This window comes from Lentibacillus halodurans (assembly GCF_900112045.1).
Classification (GTDB): Bacteria; Bacillota; Bacilli; order Bacillales; family Amphibacillaceae; genus Lentibacillus; species Lentibacillus halodurans.
Map to the genome: position 1 here is coordinate 246,232 of NZ_FOJW01000001.1, position 20,580 is coordinate 266,811.

At 40.7% G+C, this 20,580-nt stretch carries 24 protein-coding genes and 1 riboswitch; of the genes, 23 read left to right on the forward strand and 1 reads right to left on the reverse strand.

Going from position 1 to position 20,580, the window contains the following annotated elements; all coding sequences use genetic code 11:
• The first annotated feature begins 104 nt into the window (after positions 1-104).
• The 10 genes from spoIIAA to BM195_RS01330 all read left to right on the forward strand — a co-directional run bounded on the left by spoIIAA (position 105) and on the right by BM195_RS01330 (position 7,673).
• On the forward strand, positions 105-458 hold the full coding sequence (gene spoIIAA, locus BM195_RS01285; protein WP_090232432.1) for an anti-sigma F factor antagonist: 354 nt from the start codon (positions 105-107) through the stop codon (positions 456-458).
• Positions 455-892, forward strand: a complete 438-nt coding sequence (gene spoIIAB / locus BM195_RS01290; RefSeq protein WP_090232435.1) for an anti-sigma F factor — start codon at positions 455-457, stop codon at positions 890-892. The genes spoIIAA and spoIIAB overlap by 4 nt, the downstream gene beginning before the upstream one ends.
• A gap of 8 nt (positions 893-900) precedes the next feature.
• The gene (gene sigF, locus BM195_RS01295) at positions 901-1,656 is read left to right on the forward strand and encodes an RNA polymerase sporulation sigma factor SigF (RefSeq protein ID WP_090232438.1); all 756 of its coding nucleotides are present in this window, start codon (positions 901-903) and stop codon (positions 1,654-1,656) included.
• Between the two features lie 176 nt (positions 1,657-1,832).
• Complete coding sequence (locus tag BM195_RS01300; RefSeq protein ID WP_090232440.1) at positions 1,833-2,450, forward strand: stage V sporulation protein AA; 618 nt, start codon at positions 1,833-1,835, stop codon at positions 2,448-2,450.
• Positions 2,428-2,856, forward strand: a complete 429-nt coding sequence (locus BM195_RS01305) for a stage V sporulation protein AB (protein ID WP_090232443.1) — start codon at positions 2,428-2,430, stop codon at positions 2,854-2,856. The genes BM195_RS01300 and BM195_RS01305 overlap by 23 nt, the downstream gene beginning before the upstream one ends.
• A 44-nt stretch (positions 2,857-2,900) precedes the next feature.
• Positions 2,901-4,373, forward strand: coding sequence for a spore germination protein (locus BM195_RS01310; RefSeq protein ID WP_090232445.1), 1,473 nt, complete (start codon positions 2,901-2,903; stop codon positions 4,371-4,373).
• Positions 4,374-4,615: 242 nt separating this feature from the next.
• A complete protein-coding gene (lysA, locus tag BM195_RS01315; RefSeq protein ID WP_090232448.1) occupies positions 4,616-5,923 on the forward strand; it encodes a diaminopimelate decarboxylase in 1,308 nt (435 codons plus the stop codon).
• Positions 5,924-5,988: 65 nt separating this feature from the next.
• A complete protein-coding gene (locus tag BM195_RS01320; RefSeq protein ID WP_090232449.1) occupies positions 5,989-6,429 on the forward strand; it encodes a peptidylprolyl isomerase in 441 nt (146 codons plus the stop codon).
• Positions 6,430-6,435: 6 nt separating this feature from the next.
• Positions 6,436-6,915 carry a site-2 protease family protein gene (locus BM195_RS01325; RefSeq protein ID WP_090232451.1) on the forward strand — a complete coding sequence of 160 codons (480 nt, stop codon included), beginning with the start codon at positions 6,436-6,438 and terminating at the stop codon, positions 6,913-6,915.
• 377 nt (positions 6,916-7,292) lie between these two features.
• Positions 7,293-7,673 carry a GNAT family N-acetyltransferase gene (locus tag BM195_RS01330; protein WP_090232458.1) on the forward strand — a complete coding sequence of 127 codons (381 nt, stop codon included), beginning with the start codon at positions 7,293-7,295 and terminating at the stop codon, positions 7,671-7,673.
• Between the two features lie 81 nt (positions 7,674-7,754).
• Here the strand turns inward: BM195_RS01330 and BM195_RS01335 are convergent, their stop codons facing one another.
• Positions 7,755-7,838, reverse strand: coding sequence for a YjcZ family sporulation protein (locus tag BM195_RS01335; protein WP_090232461.1), 84 nt, complete (start codon positions 7,836-7,838; stop codon positions 7,755-7,757).
• A gap of 166 nt (positions 7,839-8,004) precedes the next feature.
• On the opposite strand from BM195_RS01335, the gene BM195_RS01340 reads away from it, so the two are divergent.
• The 13 genes from BM195_RS01340 (at position 8,005) to BM195_RS01400 (ending at position 20,497) form a co-directional block, all read left to right on the forward strand.
• Entirely contained in the window at positions 8,005-8,760 is a 756-nt protein-coding gene (locus BM195_RS01340; protein WP_090232464.1) for a segregation/condensation protein A, read from the forward strand.
• Positions 8,742-9,332, forward strand: coding sequence for an SMC-Scp complex subunit ScpB (scpB, locus tag BM195_RS01345; RefSeq protein ID WP_090232467.1), 591 nt, complete (start codon positions 8,742-8,744; stop codon positions 9,330-9,332). Before BM195_RS01340 ends, scpB begins: the two co-directional genes overlap by 19 nt.
• Positions 9,333-9,611: 279 nt before the next feature.
• Positions 9,612-10,712 (forward strand): D-alanyl-D-alanine carboxypeptidase family protein, encoded by a 1,101-nt coding sequence (locus tag BM195_RS01350; protein WP_090232470.1) that lies wholly within the window; start codon positions 9,612-9,614, stop codon positions 10,710-10,712.
• Positions 10,705-11,295: a nucleoside recognition domain-containing protein gene (locus BM195_RS01355; RefSeq protein WP_090232473.1), complete on the forward strand. Its 591-nt coding sequence runs from the start codon at positions 10,705-10,707 to the stop codon at positions 11,293-11,295. The genes BM195_RS01350 and BM195_RS01355 overlap by 8 nt, the downstream gene beginning before the upstream one ends.
• Positions 11,292-11,822 (forward strand): spore maturation protein, encoded by a 531-nt coding sequence (locus BM195_RS01360; RefSeq protein WP_090232475.1) that lies wholly within the window; start codon positions 11,292-11,294, stop codon positions 11,820-11,822. The genes BM195_RS01355 and BM195_RS01360 overlap by 4 nt, the downstream gene beginning before the upstream one ends.
• 339 nt (positions 11,823-12,161) lie before the next feature.
• A complete protein-coding gene (locus BM195_RS01365) occupies positions 12,162-12,893 on the forward strand; it encodes a pseudouridine synthase (protein ID WP_090233175.1) in 732 nt (243 codons plus the stop codon).
• 67 nt (positions 12,894-12,960) lie between these two features.
• Complete coding sequence (gene resA / locus BM195_RS01370) at positions 12,961-13,536, forward strand: thiol-disulfide oxidoreductase ResA (protein WP_090232477.1); 576 nt, start codon at positions 12,961-12,963, stop codon at positions 13,534-13,536.
• A 28-nt stretch (positions 13,537-13,564) separates the two neighbouring features.
• Complete coding sequence (resB, locus tag BM195_RS01375; protein WP_090232480.1) at positions 13,565-15,199, forward strand: cytochrome c biogenesis protein ResB; 1,635 nt, start codon at positions 13,565-13,567, stop codon at positions 15,197-15,199.
• A 30-nt stretch (positions 15,200-15,229) separates the two neighbouring features.
• Positions 15,230-16,420, forward strand: a complete 1,191-nt coding sequence (gene ccsB, locus BM195_RS01380) for a c-type cytochrome biogenesis protein CcsB (protein WP_090232482.1) — start codon at positions 15,230-15,232, stop codon at positions 16,418-16,420.
• 62 nt (positions 16,421-16,482) lie between these two features.
• Entirely contained in the window at positions 16,483-17,199 is a 717-nt protein-coding gene (locus BM195_RS01385) for a response regulator transcription factor (RefSeq protein ID WP_090232485.1), read from the forward strand.
• A complete protein-coding gene (locus BM195_RS01390; RefSeq protein WP_090232488.1) occupies positions 17,199-18,953 on the forward strand; it encodes an ATP-binding protein in 1,755 nt (584 codons plus the stop codon). The genes BM195_RS01385 and BM195_RS01390 overlap by 1 nt, the downstream gene beginning before the upstream one ends.
• A gap of 212 nt (positions 18,954-19,165) precedes the next feature.
• Positions 19,166-19,349: riboswitch (cobalamin riboswitch) on the forward strand.
• Positions 19,350-19,537: 188 nt separating this feature from the next.
• Positions 19,538-19,978, forward strand: coding sequence for a DUF4430 domain-containing protein (locus BM195_RS01395; protein WP_090232491.1), 441 nt, complete (start codon positions 19,538-19,540; stop codon positions 19,976-19,978).
• 3 nt (positions 19,979-19,981) lie between these two features.
• On the forward strand, positions 19,982-20,497 hold the full coding sequence (locus BM195_RS01400; protein WP_090232494.1) for an ECF transporter S component: 516 nt from the start codon (positions 19,982-19,984) through the stop codon (positions 20,495-20,497).
• Positions 20,498-20,580: the final 83 nt, after the last annotated feature.

Sequence of the window (20,580 nt, forward strand, 5' to 3'; positions counted from 1 at the left end):
GAATTCAGACGAGTTTCTTCTTCTTTTGTCGGGAAGCAGGAATTGATCATTTGTATAGCGAATGAATACGTCAGAACGAAAGAAAATGTGGGGAGGAAAAAGGCATGAGTCTGTCTACTGCGTTTGAAGTCAAACAAGATGTCCTTGTCGTTAGAATGTCCGGCGAATTGGACCACCATGAAGCAGAAATTTTGCGGAACGAGTGGAAAGAAATGATGTATACAAACGCCATAAAACATGTCGTTTTGAATCTTGAATCTGTATCTTTCATGGACAGTTCAGGACTGGGAGTTGTTTTAGGAAGATACAAGGAAGTACTGCAACTGGGAGGGGAGATGGTTGTATGTTCCGTATCAGCACCAGTCCACAGATTATTTGAAATGTCCGGTATGTTTAAAATTGTAAGGTTAGAGGAGAACGAAGAACATGCGTTATTTACGTTGGGGGTGGCGTCATGAATAATGAAATGTATGTTGAGTTTGCCAGTGTAAGCGAAAATGAATCGTTTGCCAGGGTGACTGTTGCTTCGTTTGTGGCACAGCTGGATCCAACGATGGACGAACTGACTGAAATTAAAACAGTCGTATCGGAAGCGGTCACGAACGCGATCATTCATGGTTATAATAATGAACCCGGTCATCACGTTTCCATATCCTGCATACTGCATGAAGATGAGGTAGAATTAACCATTAAGGACAGCGGTATTGGTATCGGTGATGTGGATGAAGCAAGACAGCCGCTTTATACATCAAAGCCAGAATTGGAAAGATCCGGAATGGGATTTACGATCATCGAAAACTTCATGGATGCGCTGGAGATCATATCAACGCCCGAAAATGGTACAACCGTTCATATGACAAAACAACTATCAAAAAAAACGGTTTCTAAATAGGGATGCCTATGGACGTAAATGTTAGACATGATAACCGTAAGGAATCGTTAACTGACGAACAGGTAAAGGCATATATCCATAAAAGCCAGCAAGGTGAAAAACAGGCACGTGATATACTTGTTGAAGGTAATGTCAGACTTGTATGGTCGGTTGTACAACGGTTTATCAATCGCGGATATGATCCGGATGATTTGTTTCAGATCGGCAGTATCGGGCTGATAAAAGCTATTGATAAATTTGATTTATCTTATGATGTCAAATTTTCCACATATGCTGTACCAATGATCATCGGTGAAATACAGCGGTTCATCCGGGATGATGGCAGTGTTAAAGTCAGCCGGTCTTTAAAGGAGACGGGAAACAAAATACGCAAGAAACGGGATGAATTAACCAAACAGCTTGGCCGGACGCCAACTGTTCTGGAAATCGCCGAAGCATTAAATATTACATCTGAAGAAGTCGTCCATGCAGAGGAGGCTGCAAAATCACCGCATTCCATCCATGAAACGGTTTTCGAGAATGATGGAGATCCGATCACGTTACTGGACCAGATCGCTGATGACGATACAAAGTGGTTTGATAAACTGACACTGCAGGAAGCAATAAGAAGATTGAATGAACGGGAACGGCTAATCCTGTATTTACGGTATTATAAAGACCGGACACAATCAGAGGTGGCTGATAGGCTTGGGATTTCACAAGTACAGGTGTCGAGACTCGAGAAAAAAATATTAAAAGATATGAAAGTGAATATGAACCAATGACAAAAGGCTGTCCCAAAATCAAATGGGACAGCCTTTTGTAATTCGTTCTATTGACTTTCACGGCATTACAACTTGCCAAAATGATTAGAAATCTGGTGCGTACTATTTCCTGTGATAATTTCTCCGCTTTCAACAAATACTATCAGATACAACATTGTAAAGAGGATGATCCTCACATGTCGGAAATCGTATACCTGCGTATGAAAAAGCATGTCGAACTGACATATCTAAAACAATTGACTCTAAAAGATATAGCAAACGTTTCAACAACCTCACCGTTAAAGACTGAACTTGAACAAACACCGGTCTATCGCGTTACCAAAAAAGACCAGAACGTGGTAATCGTGGACAGTTTTTTAGTTATCGATCATTTAAACAACGATTACCGTGACCTGGAATTTCAGCTTGTCGGGCCAACGCATACTGTTATACGGATCCAGCAACATAAAAAATCGCCAAACATTTTGATTGTAGCAATTGTATGGCTGCTGCTTTTTATTGGTACGGCCATGACCATTATGAATTTTCATTACGATGTCAGCATGCAGGAAGTGCAGCAAAAACTGCATTATTTGCTGACGGGCGAACAAAACCAGTATCCGTTGTGGATTCAAATACCGTATTCGTTTGGTCTCGGAATCGGGATGCTGCTATTCTTCAATCACTGGTTCCGGAAACGATTTAATGAAGAACCAAGCCCACTTGAAGTTGAAATCTTCAATTACCAGCAAAATCTGGATCAATACTTAAGCTATTACGAGAACAAGCTGAATGATACCAGCCATTTTGATTAGTCTAGTGGAGATAACGATCGGATTCGCTGCTGGTATTGCTGTCGGGGGCGGTTTTGTTGCGTTTTTAACGGTGCTGGGAGTTATCCCGAGATTAATCCAACTGAGTAAGACCAATCGGTTTATACCCATTTATATCGCAAGTATCATTCTCGGTTCTTTATTCGGGATATACTTGTCCTTTGCAGGTATATCGTGGAATCAGTCTTTCATTTTACTCATACTATGGGGAACATTTCACGGGATCTTTAATGGGATGCTGGCAGCTGCTTTGACGGAAGTGCTCAATGTATTTCCCATCCTTTCAAAACGTATCCGATTGGAAAACAAGCTGCTATGGTTATTAATGGCCATTGTATTTGGCAAAATAGCCGGATCCCTTTTTCAATGGACCATATTTGTAAAATAATTTATATCGATACGAAATATAGAAAAAGTGGAGAGTTGAAGTATATGAGTCAAAATCAGAATAAAAGTCCGATTTACGCAAAAATAGAAAAAAATGAGCAATACATGAAGGATCATATTGGACTGGGAACATCATTCGATCTCGGATATCGTGAATTAATTGTTTTGAAAACAAAAATTCAGTTATATTACGTTACTGGTCTCTGTGATGGTTCAGTTGTACAGCAAATCATGCGTCAGCTTATTCAAATCAATGATGACGAAAATAACACGAAAAAGGTACCGGAAATCATTGAAAACCGCATCATTTATCAGCAGGTTGAACGAACGGAGTCTCTGGATGAGGCCGTTGATCAATTGTTATCCGGTTTAGTTGTTATTTTTGTTGATGGCATCAAATATGCATTTATCGTTGATGTTCGCCAATATCCGGGACGAACACCGCAAGAACCTGACACAGAGCATGTTGTCAGGGGTTCCAGGGATGGCTATACGGAAAATATTATTGAAAACACAGCATTAACAAGAAGAAGAATCCGCGATGCCAGGCTTCGTCACGAAATGTTAAAGGTTGGGGAAAGATCGAAAACGGATATTTGTTTATGCTATATCGATGATGTGACGAACCGAGATCTTATTAAGACAGTAAAAGACAAGTTAAACGAAATTGAAATTGATGGCATTACGATGACAGATAAAACATTGGAGGAGTTTTTTTCCGGACCAAAATGGAAACCATATCCATTAGTCCGCTATACAGAGCGTCCTGATGTTGCTGCTACACATCTGATGGAGGGGCATATCGTTTTAATTGTAGATACTTCACCAAGTGTGATCATCCTGCCGACGACCTTTTTCCATCATGTACAGCATGCCGAGGAATATCGTGAGACACCGCTGGTCGGCAGTTTTATGCGCTGGTCAAGATTCATAGCCATTATGGCATCGATTTTTCTATTGCCTTTATGGCTTTTATTCGTGCTGGATCCTTCGTTACTGCCAGCGGACCTTTCATTTATCGGCCCTAAAGAAGAAGGGACAATACCGGTCGCTGTACAAATCATTATGGCTGATTTGGGAATTGAGTTTTTACGTATGGCTGCCATCCATACACCGACCCCTCTGGCAACCTCAATGGGATTAATTGCTGCGGTGTTAATTGGGCAGATTGCGATTGATGTCGGTCTGTTCGGACCTGAAATCATTTTGTATGTGTCGGTTAGTGCAATTGGTGTATATGTAACACCAAGTTATGAATTAGGGGTGGCCAATAAGATTGCCAGGTTTGTACTAATTGTCGCGACAGCTCTATTTGAATCGATTGGTTTTGTGATAGCATTTACACTTTATATTCTCTACCTGGCTCATTTAAAATCATTGCAGACACCATATCTGTGGCCATTCATACCATTCAATGCAGCAGGGATAATCGAGATCCTCTTCCGTATTCCAATGCCACTTTCAAAAAAGAGGCCAAGTGTCGTTCATCCCAAAAACGATTACAGACAGCCGAATTGATAAACCAAAGATAAAAGAAGCGTTACTTATCCTCTGTCCGTATCTTTTTGTCTATTGCCTCTGCATTTGCGCCTTACCCACTTTCGTTTTTAGCTTTTATGTGATAAAGTGTTTTTACGTTTAAGGAATGTCAGTCGTATTATTAGCTAAAAAACTTCGGTACTCATAGCGCCATAATGCAAGGCTTGAGTTTATCAGGAATGATTTGCAGCAATTGTTACAGCGGAATGGGGGAATTTCATATGATAGCGGATCATCATCCATTTGATATAAATGATTCAGGCCATTTAACAATCGGCGGAATTGATTCGGTGGATCTGGCCCAAAAGTATGGTACACCATTATACGTGTACGATGTTTCGTTAATACGGGAAAATTGCCGTGCTTTTGTCAACACATTTCAGGAGCTTGGTGTCCGGGCACAGGTCGCATATGCCAGTAAAGCTTTCTCTTCTGTCGCCATGCTTCAGGTTATTAAACAGGAAGGGCTAAGCCTTGATGTGGTTTCACAGGGGGAGTTGTATACTGCCCTTACTGCCAATTTTCCATCAGACAAAATTCATTTACATGGCAACAATAAAAACATTGACGAGCTGGAAATGGCGATAGAACATGATATCGGGTGTATTGTGGTCGATAATTTTTATGAGATTGAACTGATTAGTAAACTTCTTCGAGAAAAAGGCAAAACAATGGATGTTTTAATGCGTGTGACACCTGGGATTGAACCGAATACGCATCAATATATTGTGACGGGCAACGAAGATTCCAAGTTTGGCTTTAATTTGAGCAATGGACAGGCTGATAGGGCATTTTTGCAATTACAGGAACATGACCATATTCATTTTAAAGGCCTTCACAGTCACATTGGATCACAGTTCTTTGAAACTGAGGGATTTTTGCTGGCGGCTAAAACGCTATTCCAGAAAATGGCTGAGTGGCAGCATCAATACCATTTCACCCCGGAAGTTTTGAATCTTGGAGGAGGGTTCGGCATTCGTTATACAGCGGAAGATCAGCCGATCTCCTATTCTGATCATATACGGGATATAACGGCTGCTGTCCGGGAACAGGCAACGTCTTTCAACATTCCTTTGCCGGAAATTTGGATTGAACCGGGCCGGGCAATTGCGGGAAATGCCGGTGTGACATTGTATACGGTTGGATCGACGAAAGAAATTCCCGGCGTACGCCATTATATTTCGGTTGACGGTGGTATGACAGATAACATACGTCCCGCGCTTTATCAGGCTAAGTATGAAGGCGTATTGGCAAACAAGGCATCACATCCGGCAACAGATACAGTTTCTGTAGCCGGAAAATGCTGTGAATCAGGAGATATGCTTATATGGGATTTGCCGATACCTGCTGTTGACCATAATGACATTTTAGCGGTATTTTCAACAGGTGCGTATGGTTATTCGATGGCCAATCATTATAATCGTTTTCCCAAAGCAGCAGCCGTATTCGTTGAAAATGGCCGGGATCAACTGGTCATCAAACGTGAAACATATCACGATGTGGTGAAAAACGATATGTCATACGAGTGATGATGTTGTTTTCTGTTAACGGGTCAGCTAAAATAGTGTAAGCATAAAAAAAGGGGATATAAACAATGAAGCAAAAAGGCTATATATTATTGGAAAACGGAAATAAAATAGAGTTTGAACTTTATCCGGATGAAGCACCAAATACGGTAGCAAATTTTGAAAAATTGGCTAACAGTGATTTTTATGATGGGCTGACGTTTCACAGAGTGATTGATGGATTTGTCAGCCAGGGAGGTTGTCCTAACGGGAATGGGACCGGATCGGCCGGATATACGATTGAATGTGAAACAGAGGGAAACCCGCATAAACATGTGGAAGGCTCACTTTCTATGGCACATGCGGGAAAAGATACAGGGAGCTGCCAATTTTTTATCGTTCATGAACCACAGCCGCATTTAGACGGTGTCCATACCGTCTTTGGCCAGGTAACGTCAGGTGTGGAATTTGCAAAGGCGATGAAAAATGGTGATGTCATGAAACAGGTTAAAGTTATGACAGCATCATAGAATGTTATGGATATTTATTTTTTTGTATACCTCATTTTCTTTGTTGCCCCAGTTGGTACCGTGATACATGAGCTAGGGCATGTTCTTGGGGCAAAATTACTTGGCGCTGATAAAATTACCCTGTCTGTTGGTACAGGCAGTGTCATGTATCATACAACGCGGAAACAAATCGATATTTCGGTACATGTGCTATTCTTTTTAGGAGGAGTAGCTTCCAGTGAACGAAGTGTCCCATATCGGCCCTTTGACAAGGTCCAAATTGCCGCCTGCGGTCCGTTAAGCAGTTTTACCGCTGCAGGTCTGTGTTATGGGTTATATATCGTATATCCAAGCATTTATTTGCTGCTGCCGTTATTATTCAATTTGTGGCTAGCACTTGTTAATACCATTCCATTCCGTCTTAAAGGGAAGCAATCGGATGGGTATACGATTTGCACATTAATCGGTATGCTTAATAGAAAACATGGTAATGATGATAAAGGATGAATGTAAATTTGAACCAGCGTAAAAAGAATTGGCTGTTATTAATGATTCTCTTGACGGTCGGAATCAGTTGGGGTTTTATCTATTGGTTTGTATTTGTTTTCTGATGAAGTCCAGCATGATTGTTTTATGGTGAAATGTTAATGAAGAAATCAGCAGTTTCACTGATTTCTTCATATTGGCTCTGACGCCCCGTCTCCCGAAGACAGCGTGTCAGCCGGGATTTTCTTATATGTGCGTATATTGTGTTGACAAATAATGTCTGATACGGCATAACTATATATACAAACTTTTTTATATGATGTAACTTAGGGTACAGTGTGGAATCATATAGTTTGCTCTTTTTGATTGGTCAGCTATTATCATAATGAGGGATATGTATGTTTATTCGTTATAAAAAAAATTATGAAAAGATTGCAATGGGGTTACTATCTTTTATGCCCGAGGAAAAAGATGTAAAAAAATTGCAGCAGACAATTAAAGAATATGAATCGAATCCGGATTGGCATCTTTTCCTGTGGAAGGAAGAAGATGTACTGGGTGCCATTGGAGTGCGCATTGAAAATGACATAAATGCAGTTATCCAGCATATATCAGTTAATCCGTCACATCGGAATTCGGGTATTGGCAAAAAGATGGTGAAGGAAGTACAGCACATATACGGAGATAAATATGCTGTTTGTGCTGACGACTTAACGCAGCAATTTCTGAATAAATGTGCGGAAGAAGAAGAACAGCAGCAGGATGAAGAAAATAACTAAACAAAAGCCATCTCTCTTGTAAGAGGTGGCTTTTGTTTTGCATAACCCCTTTAAAGTGGGCTGATAATCATTCTGTCATGATTAGAACCATGCAGCTCCAACAATGATCAGAAGAATGAACAATACGACAATCAGCGCAAAACCTCCGCCATATTGATGACCCATAATGATATTCCTCCTTTTTCGCTTAACGAATAAATGTTTTTTTGGTAACATTTATCTTACGTTAATAACTTATGATGAGACTGACTAGATTGTATGGGCGTTTATGTCAATAAATATTAAGCTGGGATAAAATTTTTCATTTTTGGATAGGAAAAGGAGGGCTGCTGTGAATCAGCCATATAAAGTGAAACTGGATGCTTTTGAAGGTCCTCTCGATTTATTGTTGCATCTAATTAACCAGTATGAGATTGATATATATGATATTCCAGTTGCACAGATAACAGAACAATATATGCATTATATCCACACCATGCAGCGTCTTGAGCTGAATATCGCCAGTGAGTATTTGGTGATGGCATCCACATTGCTTGCTTTAAAAAGTCAGATGCTCTTGCCGAAACAGGAAGTTGAGGAAGCCGATGAAGAATATATGGAAGATCCGCGTGAAGAACTGATGCAACGTCTGATCGAATACCGGAAGTATAAAGATGCAGCCAAAAAACTTCAAAATAAAGAACTTGAAGCCAATCAGATTTTTACCAGACCGGCAGTTTTGTTTGATCATGCTGAAACGAAACAACCTGCTGTCCAAGGAGATATATCGATTTACGAGATGATTCACGCATTAGGAAAGATGTTTGAACGCAAAAAATGGCATGAACCATTGGAGACAAAGGTTAAAGGTGGAGAAATTCCCATTGAACAGCGAATGACCGACGTGCTGGATTTAGTAAAGTATTCCAGCAGCGGCATAGCGTTTGACCAGTTGTTTGAATATCCATCCCGTTCTCATATTGTCATTACATTTATGGCCGTTCTGGAGCTGATGAAAAATAATGATGTAACATGTAGGCAGGAAAGACATTTTGATCATCTGTATGTTTTTTATGTGGGGGATGAAACGTGGAAATCAATGAATTAAAAGCCATAACCGAGGGATTATTGTTTGCAAGTGGTGATGAAGGGGTAACTGTGAAGCAATTAGCACAGGTTCTGGATGTACCGGATCATACCGTCGAACATATACTGGAAGAATTAAAGTATGATTATGACAACACGAATCGTGGGATGTTATTGATGCAATCGCATAAAGTATTTCACCTGACAACGAAACCTGAACATAGTCCTTATTTAAAAAAACTGCTTGAATCACCGCAAACGACAAGAATGTCACAAGCTGCACTGGAAACATTGGCGATTATCGCTTATCAGCAGCCGATTACCAGAACTGAAATTGAGGAGATACGCGGGGTGAAAAGTGACCGCCCTGTCCAGACATTGGTTGCCAGGTCTCTCATCGAAGAAGTCGGCAGAAAAGAAGGAGCCGGCCGCCCAATGTTATTTTCAACAACAAAAGACTTCCTTACTTATTTCGGATTAACGTCACTGGACGAATTGCCACCGCTTCCCGAAGAGGTTCACACAGATGAATTAGAAGAAGAAGCGGATTTGTTTTTTGAAACATTTTCGGAGCAAATCGATGAAAGCAAGTAAATTACCTGATTTTACCAATCCTTGCATATTTGTAAGGATTTTTTTAATTTAGACAAGTTTAAAAATCGGCACTCAACATATGACGAGGGTGAACCACGGGATAAACTTAATCAAATAACGGGAGGTTTTTCTTAAGTATAAATGGGGAAGAAGTCAGTTTTGCCGTGTAATATCTGCCTGAAGCCGAAACGGCGCAGCAACGAAAGTTTTCCAGTCATATCCCTTGGAGACAAGGCATAAACTGTATAGACAAATTAATCGTCTGCAGGAGGAAAATGTATGCGTTATGCAATCATAGCACTTGTTTGTCTTCTTATAGTCAGTTTTTTTAATCCGGTTGTTGGACAAGCAAATCCAGGTGTGTCCGCAAACAATGCTATATTGATTGAACAGTCCTCAGGGAGGATCTTATTTGAGAAGCAAGCACATCAACAACAGCCAATTGCCAGTATTACGAAAATCATGACCGCGATCATTGCCATCGAATCCGGAAATTTGAATGAGAATGTAACGGTCAGCAATCGTGCCGTTAATGCAATCGGGTCTTCCATCTATTTGGAAGAAGGGGAGAAAATGAAGTTGAAAGATCTTATTTACGGATTAATGCTTCGTTCCGGCAATGATGCAGCTATTGCTATAAGCGAGCATGTCGGAGGGAGTATGGAAGGTTTCGTACATTTGATGAATCAAAAAGCACAGTGGCTCGGTATGACGAACACTTCTTTTGAAAATCCGCATGGACTCGATTCGGATCGTCATTATTCCACTGCATATGATATGGCGCTCTTAATGCGTTATGCGATGGACAATGACATATTCAGGCAGGTGACTAAAACGAGAAGCTATAAATCGGATAAACGGGCATATGCATGGCGAAACAAAAATAAATTACTGACCGGTATGTACGAATATTCGAATGGCGGAAAAACAGGATTTACTAGAATTGCCGGGAGGACACTGGTGAGTTCAGCATTGAAAGGCGACATGGAGCTAATCGCTGTCACGTTAAACGGACCTGACGACTGGAGCGATCATATTGGGATGTTTGAATGGGGGTTTGACCAGTATGATATGACAACCATTGATCAAAAAGGAGAAAGTATTTATGAAATAGCGGAAACAGGCGATCAGGTTACAGGTTATTTGCATCATGATATTACATTGCCGCTTAATGAAAATGAACGAAACCAGATCGAAAGCAAATCATTTATATTGCATGATAATCCACAGTCGGCAGAAGTTATCGGAAAGACCATTTATTTTGTGGATGCCGTACCGGTTACAGAGACGGCTATATATTCTGAACGGCACGAGGCGGAATTTCTGGAGGATATCGTGACAGTGTACCAGCGCATTACCGGGTTTGATCTGAATGGTTAATATTATTTGGGCCTTGATGGCTGGTATCGGAATTATTTATGCCATGTTTAATGGGACGATGGATGAGGTTAATGAAGCTTTATTTGAAAGTGCGGAAGAGGCAGTTACCTTATCGATCGGTTTGATCAGTATACTGGTTTTTTGGCTTGGGATCATGAAAGTCGCTGAAGAAGCAGGCATATTAACATTCCTTGCTAATCTATTTAGACCCATTATCACAAGGATATTTCCGGATATCCCAAAAGAACACCCCGCAATGGGCTATATACTGTCCAATATTACCGCCAATATATTTGGTCTGGGAAATGCTGCAACGCCAATGGGGATTAAAGCAATGGAACATATGAAGGCGTTAAGCGGAACAGATACGGCCTCAAGATCCATGATAACCTTTTTGGCCATCAATACGTCCAGTTTAACGATCATACCAACCACAGTTATATCAATACGGATGCAATATGATTCAGTTTCTCCGACTGAGATTGTTGGTACAACGATTATCGCAACACTTATCTCCTCCATCAGTGCGTTAACCATCGACCGCTTGTTTTATTACAGAAGCCTCAGGAGGAAGGGAATATGAGTATTATTACAACGATCAGCACCTGGCTGATTCCATGCTTTATTCTAATTGTTCTGTTTGTGGCAACATGGAAACGTGTGCCAACATATGAAACGTTCGTGGAAGGAGGGAAAGATGGTGTCAAGATGGCATTTTCTTTACTTCCTTTTTTAGTAGGCATGATTGTAGCCATATCGATATTACGAAGCTCTGGCGCATTAGATGCATTTATCCAGCTTATTTCACCGTTTCTTATTTTCATCGGTATACCGCCGGAGATCATTCCATTAGCGATGGTGAGACCTATTTCCGGAACTGCAGCATTAGGAATGACGACTGAATTGATTGGTACTCACGGGCCTGATTCATTTATCGGCAGATTAGCATCAACTATGCAGGGAAGTACAGATACGACATTATACATCATAACCATTTATTTTGGTGCAGTCGGTATCCGAAAAATGCGATACGCCCTAAAAGTTGGACTGTTAGCTGATCTTGTTGGTATAATTGCCTCGGTCATTATCGTAACGTTAATATTTGGATAAACTGTTAGAGTAGCGTTAACATATAGTTAACGCTATTATTATGTTGAGAAATAAAGGCTGTTTTCTAAAAGATTGTTGCTGTTGAAGTAAGGTGGAAAAATATATGATACGTAGTGAGCAGTCCGAATACACGGAGACTCTGCGGAAACAGAGACTAAAGTGAGACCCTGCATCTCACCTTAGGAACAAAGGCTAAGAACGCCATGTCCTGTAAGTTGCGAGGAGCGTACCGTATGTTTCGTTGAAATAGCTTGCAACGCGACGAGCACTTGTGTATTCGGACTGCGGTCTACATAACAACAATCTATACTAAAAGAGCCAAAAGAAAATGGTGATATGATGACAAACACATTGGAACGACTGCAAAAGGTAATTGCCCAAAGTGGTGTAACCTCCCGCAGAAAAGCGGAAAAGCTGATTGCAGATGGCAAAGTGAAAGTTAATAAGAAAACAGTGACTGAATTAGGAACAAAAGTAACCCATCAAGATAATATTGAAGTAGATGGTGTACTGCTGGAAAAGGAGGAACCTGTTTATTATATGCTATATAAACCAAGGGGTGTTATTTCCAGTATTACCGATGATAAAGGAAGAAAAGTTGTAACAGATTATCTGGGGGAAGTTCCGGAGCGTATTTATCCGATTGGCAGACTGGACTATGATACATCCGGTATTTTGTTACTAACAAACGATGGGGATTTTGCCAATATGCTGATGCACCCCAGATACGGTGTTGATAAAGTATATGTTGCGAAAACAGATGGGATTCCGGACAAGCAGGAGCTAAATAAGCTGCGAAAAGGCGTTCGTTCAGATAACGATTTGCTAAAAGTAGTCCGTTACAAGGTGCTTGAAGTAGACAGACAAAAAAACACGATGATTCTTGAATTGACCCTTCATGAAGGAAAAAACAGGCATATAAGACGAATGATGGATGCATTAGGCTATCCTGTGTCCAAGTTAAAACGGGAAAAGTATGGATTTTTGAATTTACAACGTATGCAGCCGGGTGATTTCCGTCCGCTTACGCCACATGAAGTAAAAAAAATGCGTCTTTTGGCGAATGATTAAATTGTTGAATAATAGACAAATTTACCATAGTGATGACGTGATATAATGGCGTAGGGAGTGAGCTGACATGAATGTGAAACAAGCGAAATCCAATAAAAAACCCAAAAAAAGAAATCGGCTGATTTTCAGAACGATTGTATTAGCCGTATTGCTGGTTGCTGTTATATATGCTTTAGTATCCAATTTAACGAATGATCAAACAAGTATTGAGACAGGTGCTCAGGCCCCGGATTTCAGACTCGAGCAAATAAACGAACATAATGAACGTGAAACGGTTCAATTGAGTGACCTCGAAGGGAAAGGTGTCATGCTTAACTTTTGGGGTACATGGTGTGACCCATGCGAAGACGAAATGCCCTATATGGAATCATTATATCCCGAATATAAAGAAAAAGGGGTAGAAATTGTTGCGGTCAACCTTGATACGACAAAGTTTGTTGTGGACAAATTTATTAATGAATATGATTTGACTTTCCCTGTTCCATATGATTCAAATAAAGAAGTTATGAGCGCTTATCAGGTTGGCCCGCTTCCAACCACATTCTTCATTAATCCGGAAAGGGAAATTGTTGAAGTTGTTGAAGGAGGGCTTACACTTGATAAAATAGAAGGGTATCTGAGGCAAATACAGCCTGAGCAGTAAATGAACGCATCAATTGTGAGGGATACGGATGAAGAAGATAAAATGTGAGTGTGGTCATGTTAATCCAGAGGGTACAGTACTCTGTGAAGCATGCGGCAAACCTGTAGAAGAGAATCAGCATATTGACGGGAATGATAAACAAAAACTCCTCAATATGCGGTATGATGGAAGTGCACGCAGATCACAGACATACAATAAATCGATTGTTGATAAAATATGGAATTTCTTTTCTTCTGTAAAAGTGGGAGTTTGGCTGATCGTCCTTGCATTAATCGCATCAGGGATCGGGACCATTTTCCCGCAGGAACAGTACATACCAGCGAACGCTGTATCACGTGATCCGTCGATTTATTATGAAGATCAGTATGGCATTTTAGGGCTGATCTATTACCAATTGGGATTTCACAATTTATATAGTTCCTGGTGGTACATGCTGTTAATTGCATTAATCGGAATTTCGCTTGTAATTTGCAGTATTGACCGCTTTGTTCCATTGTATAAAGCATTGAAGAAGCAGAAACCTAAGCGGCACACACAATTTCTGAAGCGACAGCGTTTATTTAGCGAAACGGACCATGTGACAGATGATGAAAAATCAACATTAATATCAAGTCTCAAGGGAAAACGGTACAAAGTATATGAAGAGAATGGTCATATATTAGCAGAAAAGGGACGTTTCTCCCGCTGGGGGCCATATGTTAATCATATAGGTCTGATCATCATTCTGGTTGCGGCATTATTACGCATGACCCCGTTCATGTACCTTGATGAGTATGTTTGGGTCAGAGAAGGTGAACAAACCGTTATCCCTGGTACAGACGGTGAATATTTCATTGAAAATAAGGAATTTATTCTTGATACGTATGACGAAAATGATGAGCGATTCCGGGAAGCAATTGAACAAGAAGGAATGGTTGATAAAAACTACCAGACAAATGCTGTCATCTATAAGGAAACCGGTGAAGATATAGCAGGTGCTGAACCGGAACTGGAAAAAGTAGTTGAAGATGAAATACGTATGAATCATCCGCTGAATTTTGATAAATATACGCTATATCAGGCAGGTTATCAGCAAAATGAGTTTCAAAATATGACGTTTAAGGTTCACGAAACAGACGATCCTGAGGAGGAATCATTGGGATCCTTCACAGTCGATTTGACAGACCCGAAAGATGAATATCGTTTGGATAATGGTTTCCGGGTTGCTGTCAGTCAATATTACCCGGATTATGAGCTAAACGAAGGTGAACCGAGATCAAAAACAAACTATCCAAGAAATCCGGCTTTCGTTTTTACAGTTCATCCTCCTGATAATGAAGAACCTGAAATGAGTTTTGTCGGTATTGGAAGAAATGTTGATGCAACTGGGGAAAACGATTATAAACTCGGTGTCCAGGACTTTGAAACACGTTTTGCGAGCGGGTTGACGGTAAGAGTGGATCACACGTTGCCATTCTTCATCATTGGGGCAGCCATTTTCATGATTGGTGTGATTCAAGGCATGTATTGGCAACACCGCCGAATTTGGCTTCATCCTGAGGGCGAAGGTATGATGATGGCCGGACATACAAATAAAAACTGGTTTGGTCTGAAGAAAGATATTGAACACATTATTGAGAATACCAATGTGAAAATGGTTGACGATCAGCAGGAAATTGAATAGCTGAACCGGTACAGCTGAAGGAGGATATAAATGGATTCATTACTTGATGTAAGCAGTACAATGCTATACACGGCATTTGTCCTTTACTTAATTGCCACATTTTTCTTTGGTGCTACGATTAAACAAAAAAACAATCGCTCCAAACAGGGCATCAGTGGAAAAATCGCAATTACCTTAACCATAATCGGTTTTCTGGCGCAAATTGTTTACTTTATTACAAGATGGATGGCAAGCGGACATGCACCTGTCAGTAACCTGTTTGAGTTTGTGACATTTTTCGGGATGTCACTGGTATTTGCGTTTATTATCATTTATTTTATTTATAAGTTAAACATATTAGGGTTGTTTGCTCTTCCAATCGCAATGATCTTAATTGCCTACGCGAGTATGTTCCCGACCGAGATTGCGCCATTGGTTCCGTCACTGCAGAGTCACTGGTTATACATCCACGTCACAACCGTCGCGTTAGGTCAAGCCATTTTAGCGATCAGTTTTGTGGCAGCGCTCATTTATCTGATCAGACAAATTGATCAGACGGTACGGAGCAAACGGACAACATGGCTGGAAATTATTTTAATTGCCCTGTTCCTTTTTATCGGTTTCAGCTTTATCTCTACTGCATTCAACTTATCAGGATATAGTGCGGAATTTGAGTATTCATTCAACGGCGAAACAGTTACAACAGATTACCATTTGCCGCCGATTGCCGGTCCAAATGAAGGCGAACTGCTGACAGGGGATCGAATGGAACCACTGTTTGATGCCCCAGGCTGGATGCACGGGGTTGATGCAGCACGGAAATTTAATACCCTGATCTGGTCAGTACTGACTGGACTGATGTTATATGGGTTAACCCGTTTAATTCTGCGCAAACGGGTCGGGGCAGCTATCAAGCCCTTCCTGAAAAAGGCCAAGCCTGATATGCTTGATGAAATATCTTATCGTGCGGTTGCCATCGGATTCCCAGTGTTCACACTGGGCGGATTGATATTTGCATCTATCTGGGCACAAATTGCCTGGGATCGTTTCTGGGGATGGGACCCTAAAGAAGTATGGGCCTTGGTTACGTGGTTCTTCTATGCCGCTTTCCTGCATTTACGCCTGTCAAGAGGCTGGCATGGTGAGCGGTCAGCCTGGCTTGCTGTTGGCGGCTTTGCGATTATCATGTTCAACTTGATTGCAGTCAACCTGCTTTTAGCGGGGCTTCACTCCTATGCGTAATCATGTATAGCTTCAAATGTCCGGTTAGCGGCGTACGAAACTTAAAAAGAGGGGGAGTCTAAATGGATGAAAACCCAAAAATTTTGGTGGTGGATGACGAGGATCGAATTCGCCGGCTGGTCAAAATGTATTTGGAAAAAGAAAATTTTATTGTAGAAGAAGCGCAAGACGGTAAAGAAGCATTGGACCTTGCATTAAATACCGACTATGATGTTATTTTGCTGGATATTATGATGCCGGAGTTAGATGGCATTGAAGTTACAAAAGAATTGCGAAAAGAAAAATCAACACCGATTATCATGCTTACAGCAAAAGGTGAAGAGTCCAACCGTGTCCAGGGGTTTGAAGTCGGGACAGATGACTATATCGTCAAACCCTTCAGTCCAAGAGAAGTCGTGCTGCGTGTCAAGGCCGTATTAAGAAGGGTGACTTCGAGCAGATACAATGAAACAGAAAAACCAACCAAAAATTTAATCGTTTTTCCTCATCTGACCATTGACTATGATGCACACCGGGTAACAGCAGATGGTATCGAAGTGAGCCTTACACCGAAAGAATATGAGTTGTTGTGTTTTCTTGCTGAAGCACCTGATAAAGTGTTCAGCCGGGAGGTACTCCTTAAGGAAGTATGGGAATATGAATTTTTTGGGGACTTGCGTACGGTTGACACACACGTAAAACGATTGCGAGAAAAGTTAAATCATGTATCCAATCAGGCCGCAGATATGATTGTTACTGTCTGGGGTGTCGGATATAAATTTGAGGCAGATGATGCATAATGTTCTGGCGCAGTGTTGTAGGCAAACTAGCAATAACCATATTATTGCTAGTTTCTTTTGTATTATTTATATTGACTATTTTACTATTGGAATTCTTTGAAACTTTCCATGTTAATGAAGCTGAAAATGAGATGATGCAGACAGCAACAAAAGTATCGCAAATAATTGAGCAATATGATGATCAGAAATTGGCACTGCAAAATGCCGAACTGGTAAAGGATCCGGTAAGCCGAATTGCCATTATTTATGGTGATGGAACGTTTCAGATATCAGACAGTACAGATGAAGACTTAAATGAACTCAGTACGGAGTGGCTTCAAAATGACGAAGAGCTAATGGATGTTTTTACAAACGGCCATAATGTTAAAAAAGAGACAACATTGCCAAACAGTACCGTCGAGGCAATGATTGTCGGCACACCAGTCAATCAGGATGGGGCTGTTTTCATATATCAATCATTGGATATTGTGAATCAGACAAAAGCTGAGACAACTAAAATCATTCTCCTGGCAGCGGGCATTGCCATTATTTTAACAACCATTTTTGCGTTTTTCCTATCTACAAGAATTACATCACCACTGATAAAGATGAGAGAAGCTGCGCTTGATCTGACAAGAGGAGAGTTTAATACAAAAGTACCGATCCTGACCCATGATGAGATTGGTGAACTGGCGATTGCTTTTAATCGGATGGGCAGACAGCTGAAATTCCATATCAACGCCTTGAGACAGGAAAAAGAACAGATTTCCAGTATTGTCAGCTCAATGGCTGATGGTGTTATAACCTTGAATCGTAACGGAGATATGCTTGTTACCAATCCACCGGCAGAACAATTTATCAAGCATCTTTATTATGAAAAGGATATGGAGCAGAACGAAGATAATCTAAGTGCTCCTGCTCCTTTAAACGAAATTTTACGTAGTGTGATTAACGATGAAAAAGAAGTAATCAGGGAGATGAATACACAAGGGCGTACATGGGTGATGATCATGACACCGTTATACGATCAGACTTATGTACGCGGGGCAGTCGCCGTTATCCGTGATATGACCGAGGAAAGAAAGCTCGACAAAATGCGAAAAGATTTCATTGCCAATGTTTCCCACGAATTGCGGACTCCGATATCGATGCTGCAGGGTTATAGTGAAGCAATTGTCGACGATGTTGCTGAATCAAAAGAAGAAAAGAATGAACTGGCACAGATTATCCATGAAGAATCCTTTCGAATGGGCAGACTTGTCAATGAATTATTGGATCTGGCTCGAATGGAAGCTGGCCATACCCGGTTAAACAAGGAACATGTTGATGCTGATTCATTTGTGGAACGTATTATAAAAAAGTTTAAAGGATTAGCGGAAGAAAATCATGTTCAATTAATGTCGGAGAAGCAATTGACTGTATCTAATATATTGATTGATACTGACCGGATGGAGCAGGTTTTCACAAATCTGATTGATAACGCAATCAGGCATACAAAAGAAAATGGATATGTAAAGGTCGTAGTCAAAAGTACAGAAACGAATTTCCACATATCCATTGAGGACAATGGAAGCGGCATACCAGAAGAAGATATACCATTTGTATTCGAGCGTTTTTATAAGGCCGACAAATCACGAACAAGAGGCGATAAGAAAAAAGGAACAGGACTAGGTCTTGCGATTGCCAAAAATATCGTCGAGGCTCATGATGGGACGATTAACGTTAAAAGCAAAGTTGATGAAGGAACAACCTTTGACATCAAAATCCCGTTATAAAGTGAAACTTCATTCAGCGAGGTGTACTATCCTCGCTGAATGTTAGTTGAACAGAATCGGACCTATACGGGCAGTTGTTCCTCACTCATCTTTCCTGAGATCACCTCAAGTCTTGAAGTGGGAATCTTGCTTCTGTTAATGCAGGGTGCAACTATTTTAAATAAATGCTGTAAAAGACAGCAAGTTTATGATATGATGTTTTTTGAAATTAAATAAAAATAATAGATGTTGGTGTATTTACTTAAAAAGGGAATCCAGTGAGAAACTGGAACTGTCCTCGCAACTGTAAGTGATATACGAAATAAGCATGATCCACTGTATGAATCCTCATATGGGAAGGGCTTAGAGTAGGTAGGAATCACAAGTCAGTAGACCTGCCAATATCTTATGTTTCAATGCTTCGGGGATTTGAGCGATTGGGACAACCGAAAACGTAATATGGATTTCGTATGTATGTTTCGATTGTCTTTTAAGCTAACCTTTGAAGGAGGTTGGCTTTTTTATTACGCTAGCCTGCATTCGAGTATTGCTTTTGGCTTCCGTCGTCATTTCTCCCAAAAAAACCAACAATGGAGGAATCGGAAATGAACAAATGGATTTTGCGAATGGCACCACTATTCGTTGTTATTGGTTTGATAACAGGTTGTGGTACCGATGAAGCGGATCAGAATGAATCTAACAACGATCAAGTACAGACTGAAACAAATGAAAATACAGATGGCGAACTGAATGAAGATGAAATTCGTATGACGATAAGCAAAGATGATGGGGAAGAGTATATCGCCGAGAAAGAAATTGAGATTGAAGAAGGTGCTATTTTGATGGACGTCCTGCAGGAAAACTTTGATGTGGAGACCGGAGAAGATGGACAATTTATCACTTCCATCGAACGTGTTCCGGCTGAGGAAAATGACCAAAAGGCGTGGATCTTCGAGGTAAATGGGGAAATGGCGAATGTGGGTGCTGCCGAATACGAACTATCCCCCGGTGATGAAGTAACATTTGATTTTCAGGCATGGGAATAATGGATGAATACGTATAAACTCACTTTGCTGGCATTACTCGCTGCACTTGCGGTTGTCGGAAGAAGTGTGTTTGCTTTTCTTCCGAATGTCCAGCCAGTTACGTCATTGATCATCATTTGCGGGTTGCTGCTCGGTCCAATTGCAGCCGTCATCCTGGCGGTATTGACAACTTTTTTGTCAAACATGCTATTGGGGATGGGGATTTGGACTGTGTGGCAGGTTGTTTCCTGGGGGATAATTGGAATAATAAGCGGTTGGCTTGGCAAGTTCCCTGGAAAAACCCCGATATATGGCATTGTTATATTTGCAGTATTTAGCGGCTATCTATATGGATTCATGATTTCATTGACAACCTATTCGATTGCCGGCAAATTTTGGCCATACTACTTGGCAAGTCTGCCGTTTGATACGTATCATGCAATTGGAAATGCTGTGTTTATTATTTTGCTGTATCCGATCATCAGCCATTTCTTTAAAAGATATGCCCATAATCGTTTTCGTTTGCAAAATACCAACTAAAGCAGGTTGGTATTTTTAAGTAATTCTAATATGATAGTAGTCAATAACTGTAACATTTTACGGGCTGAAAACGACTATTGAAA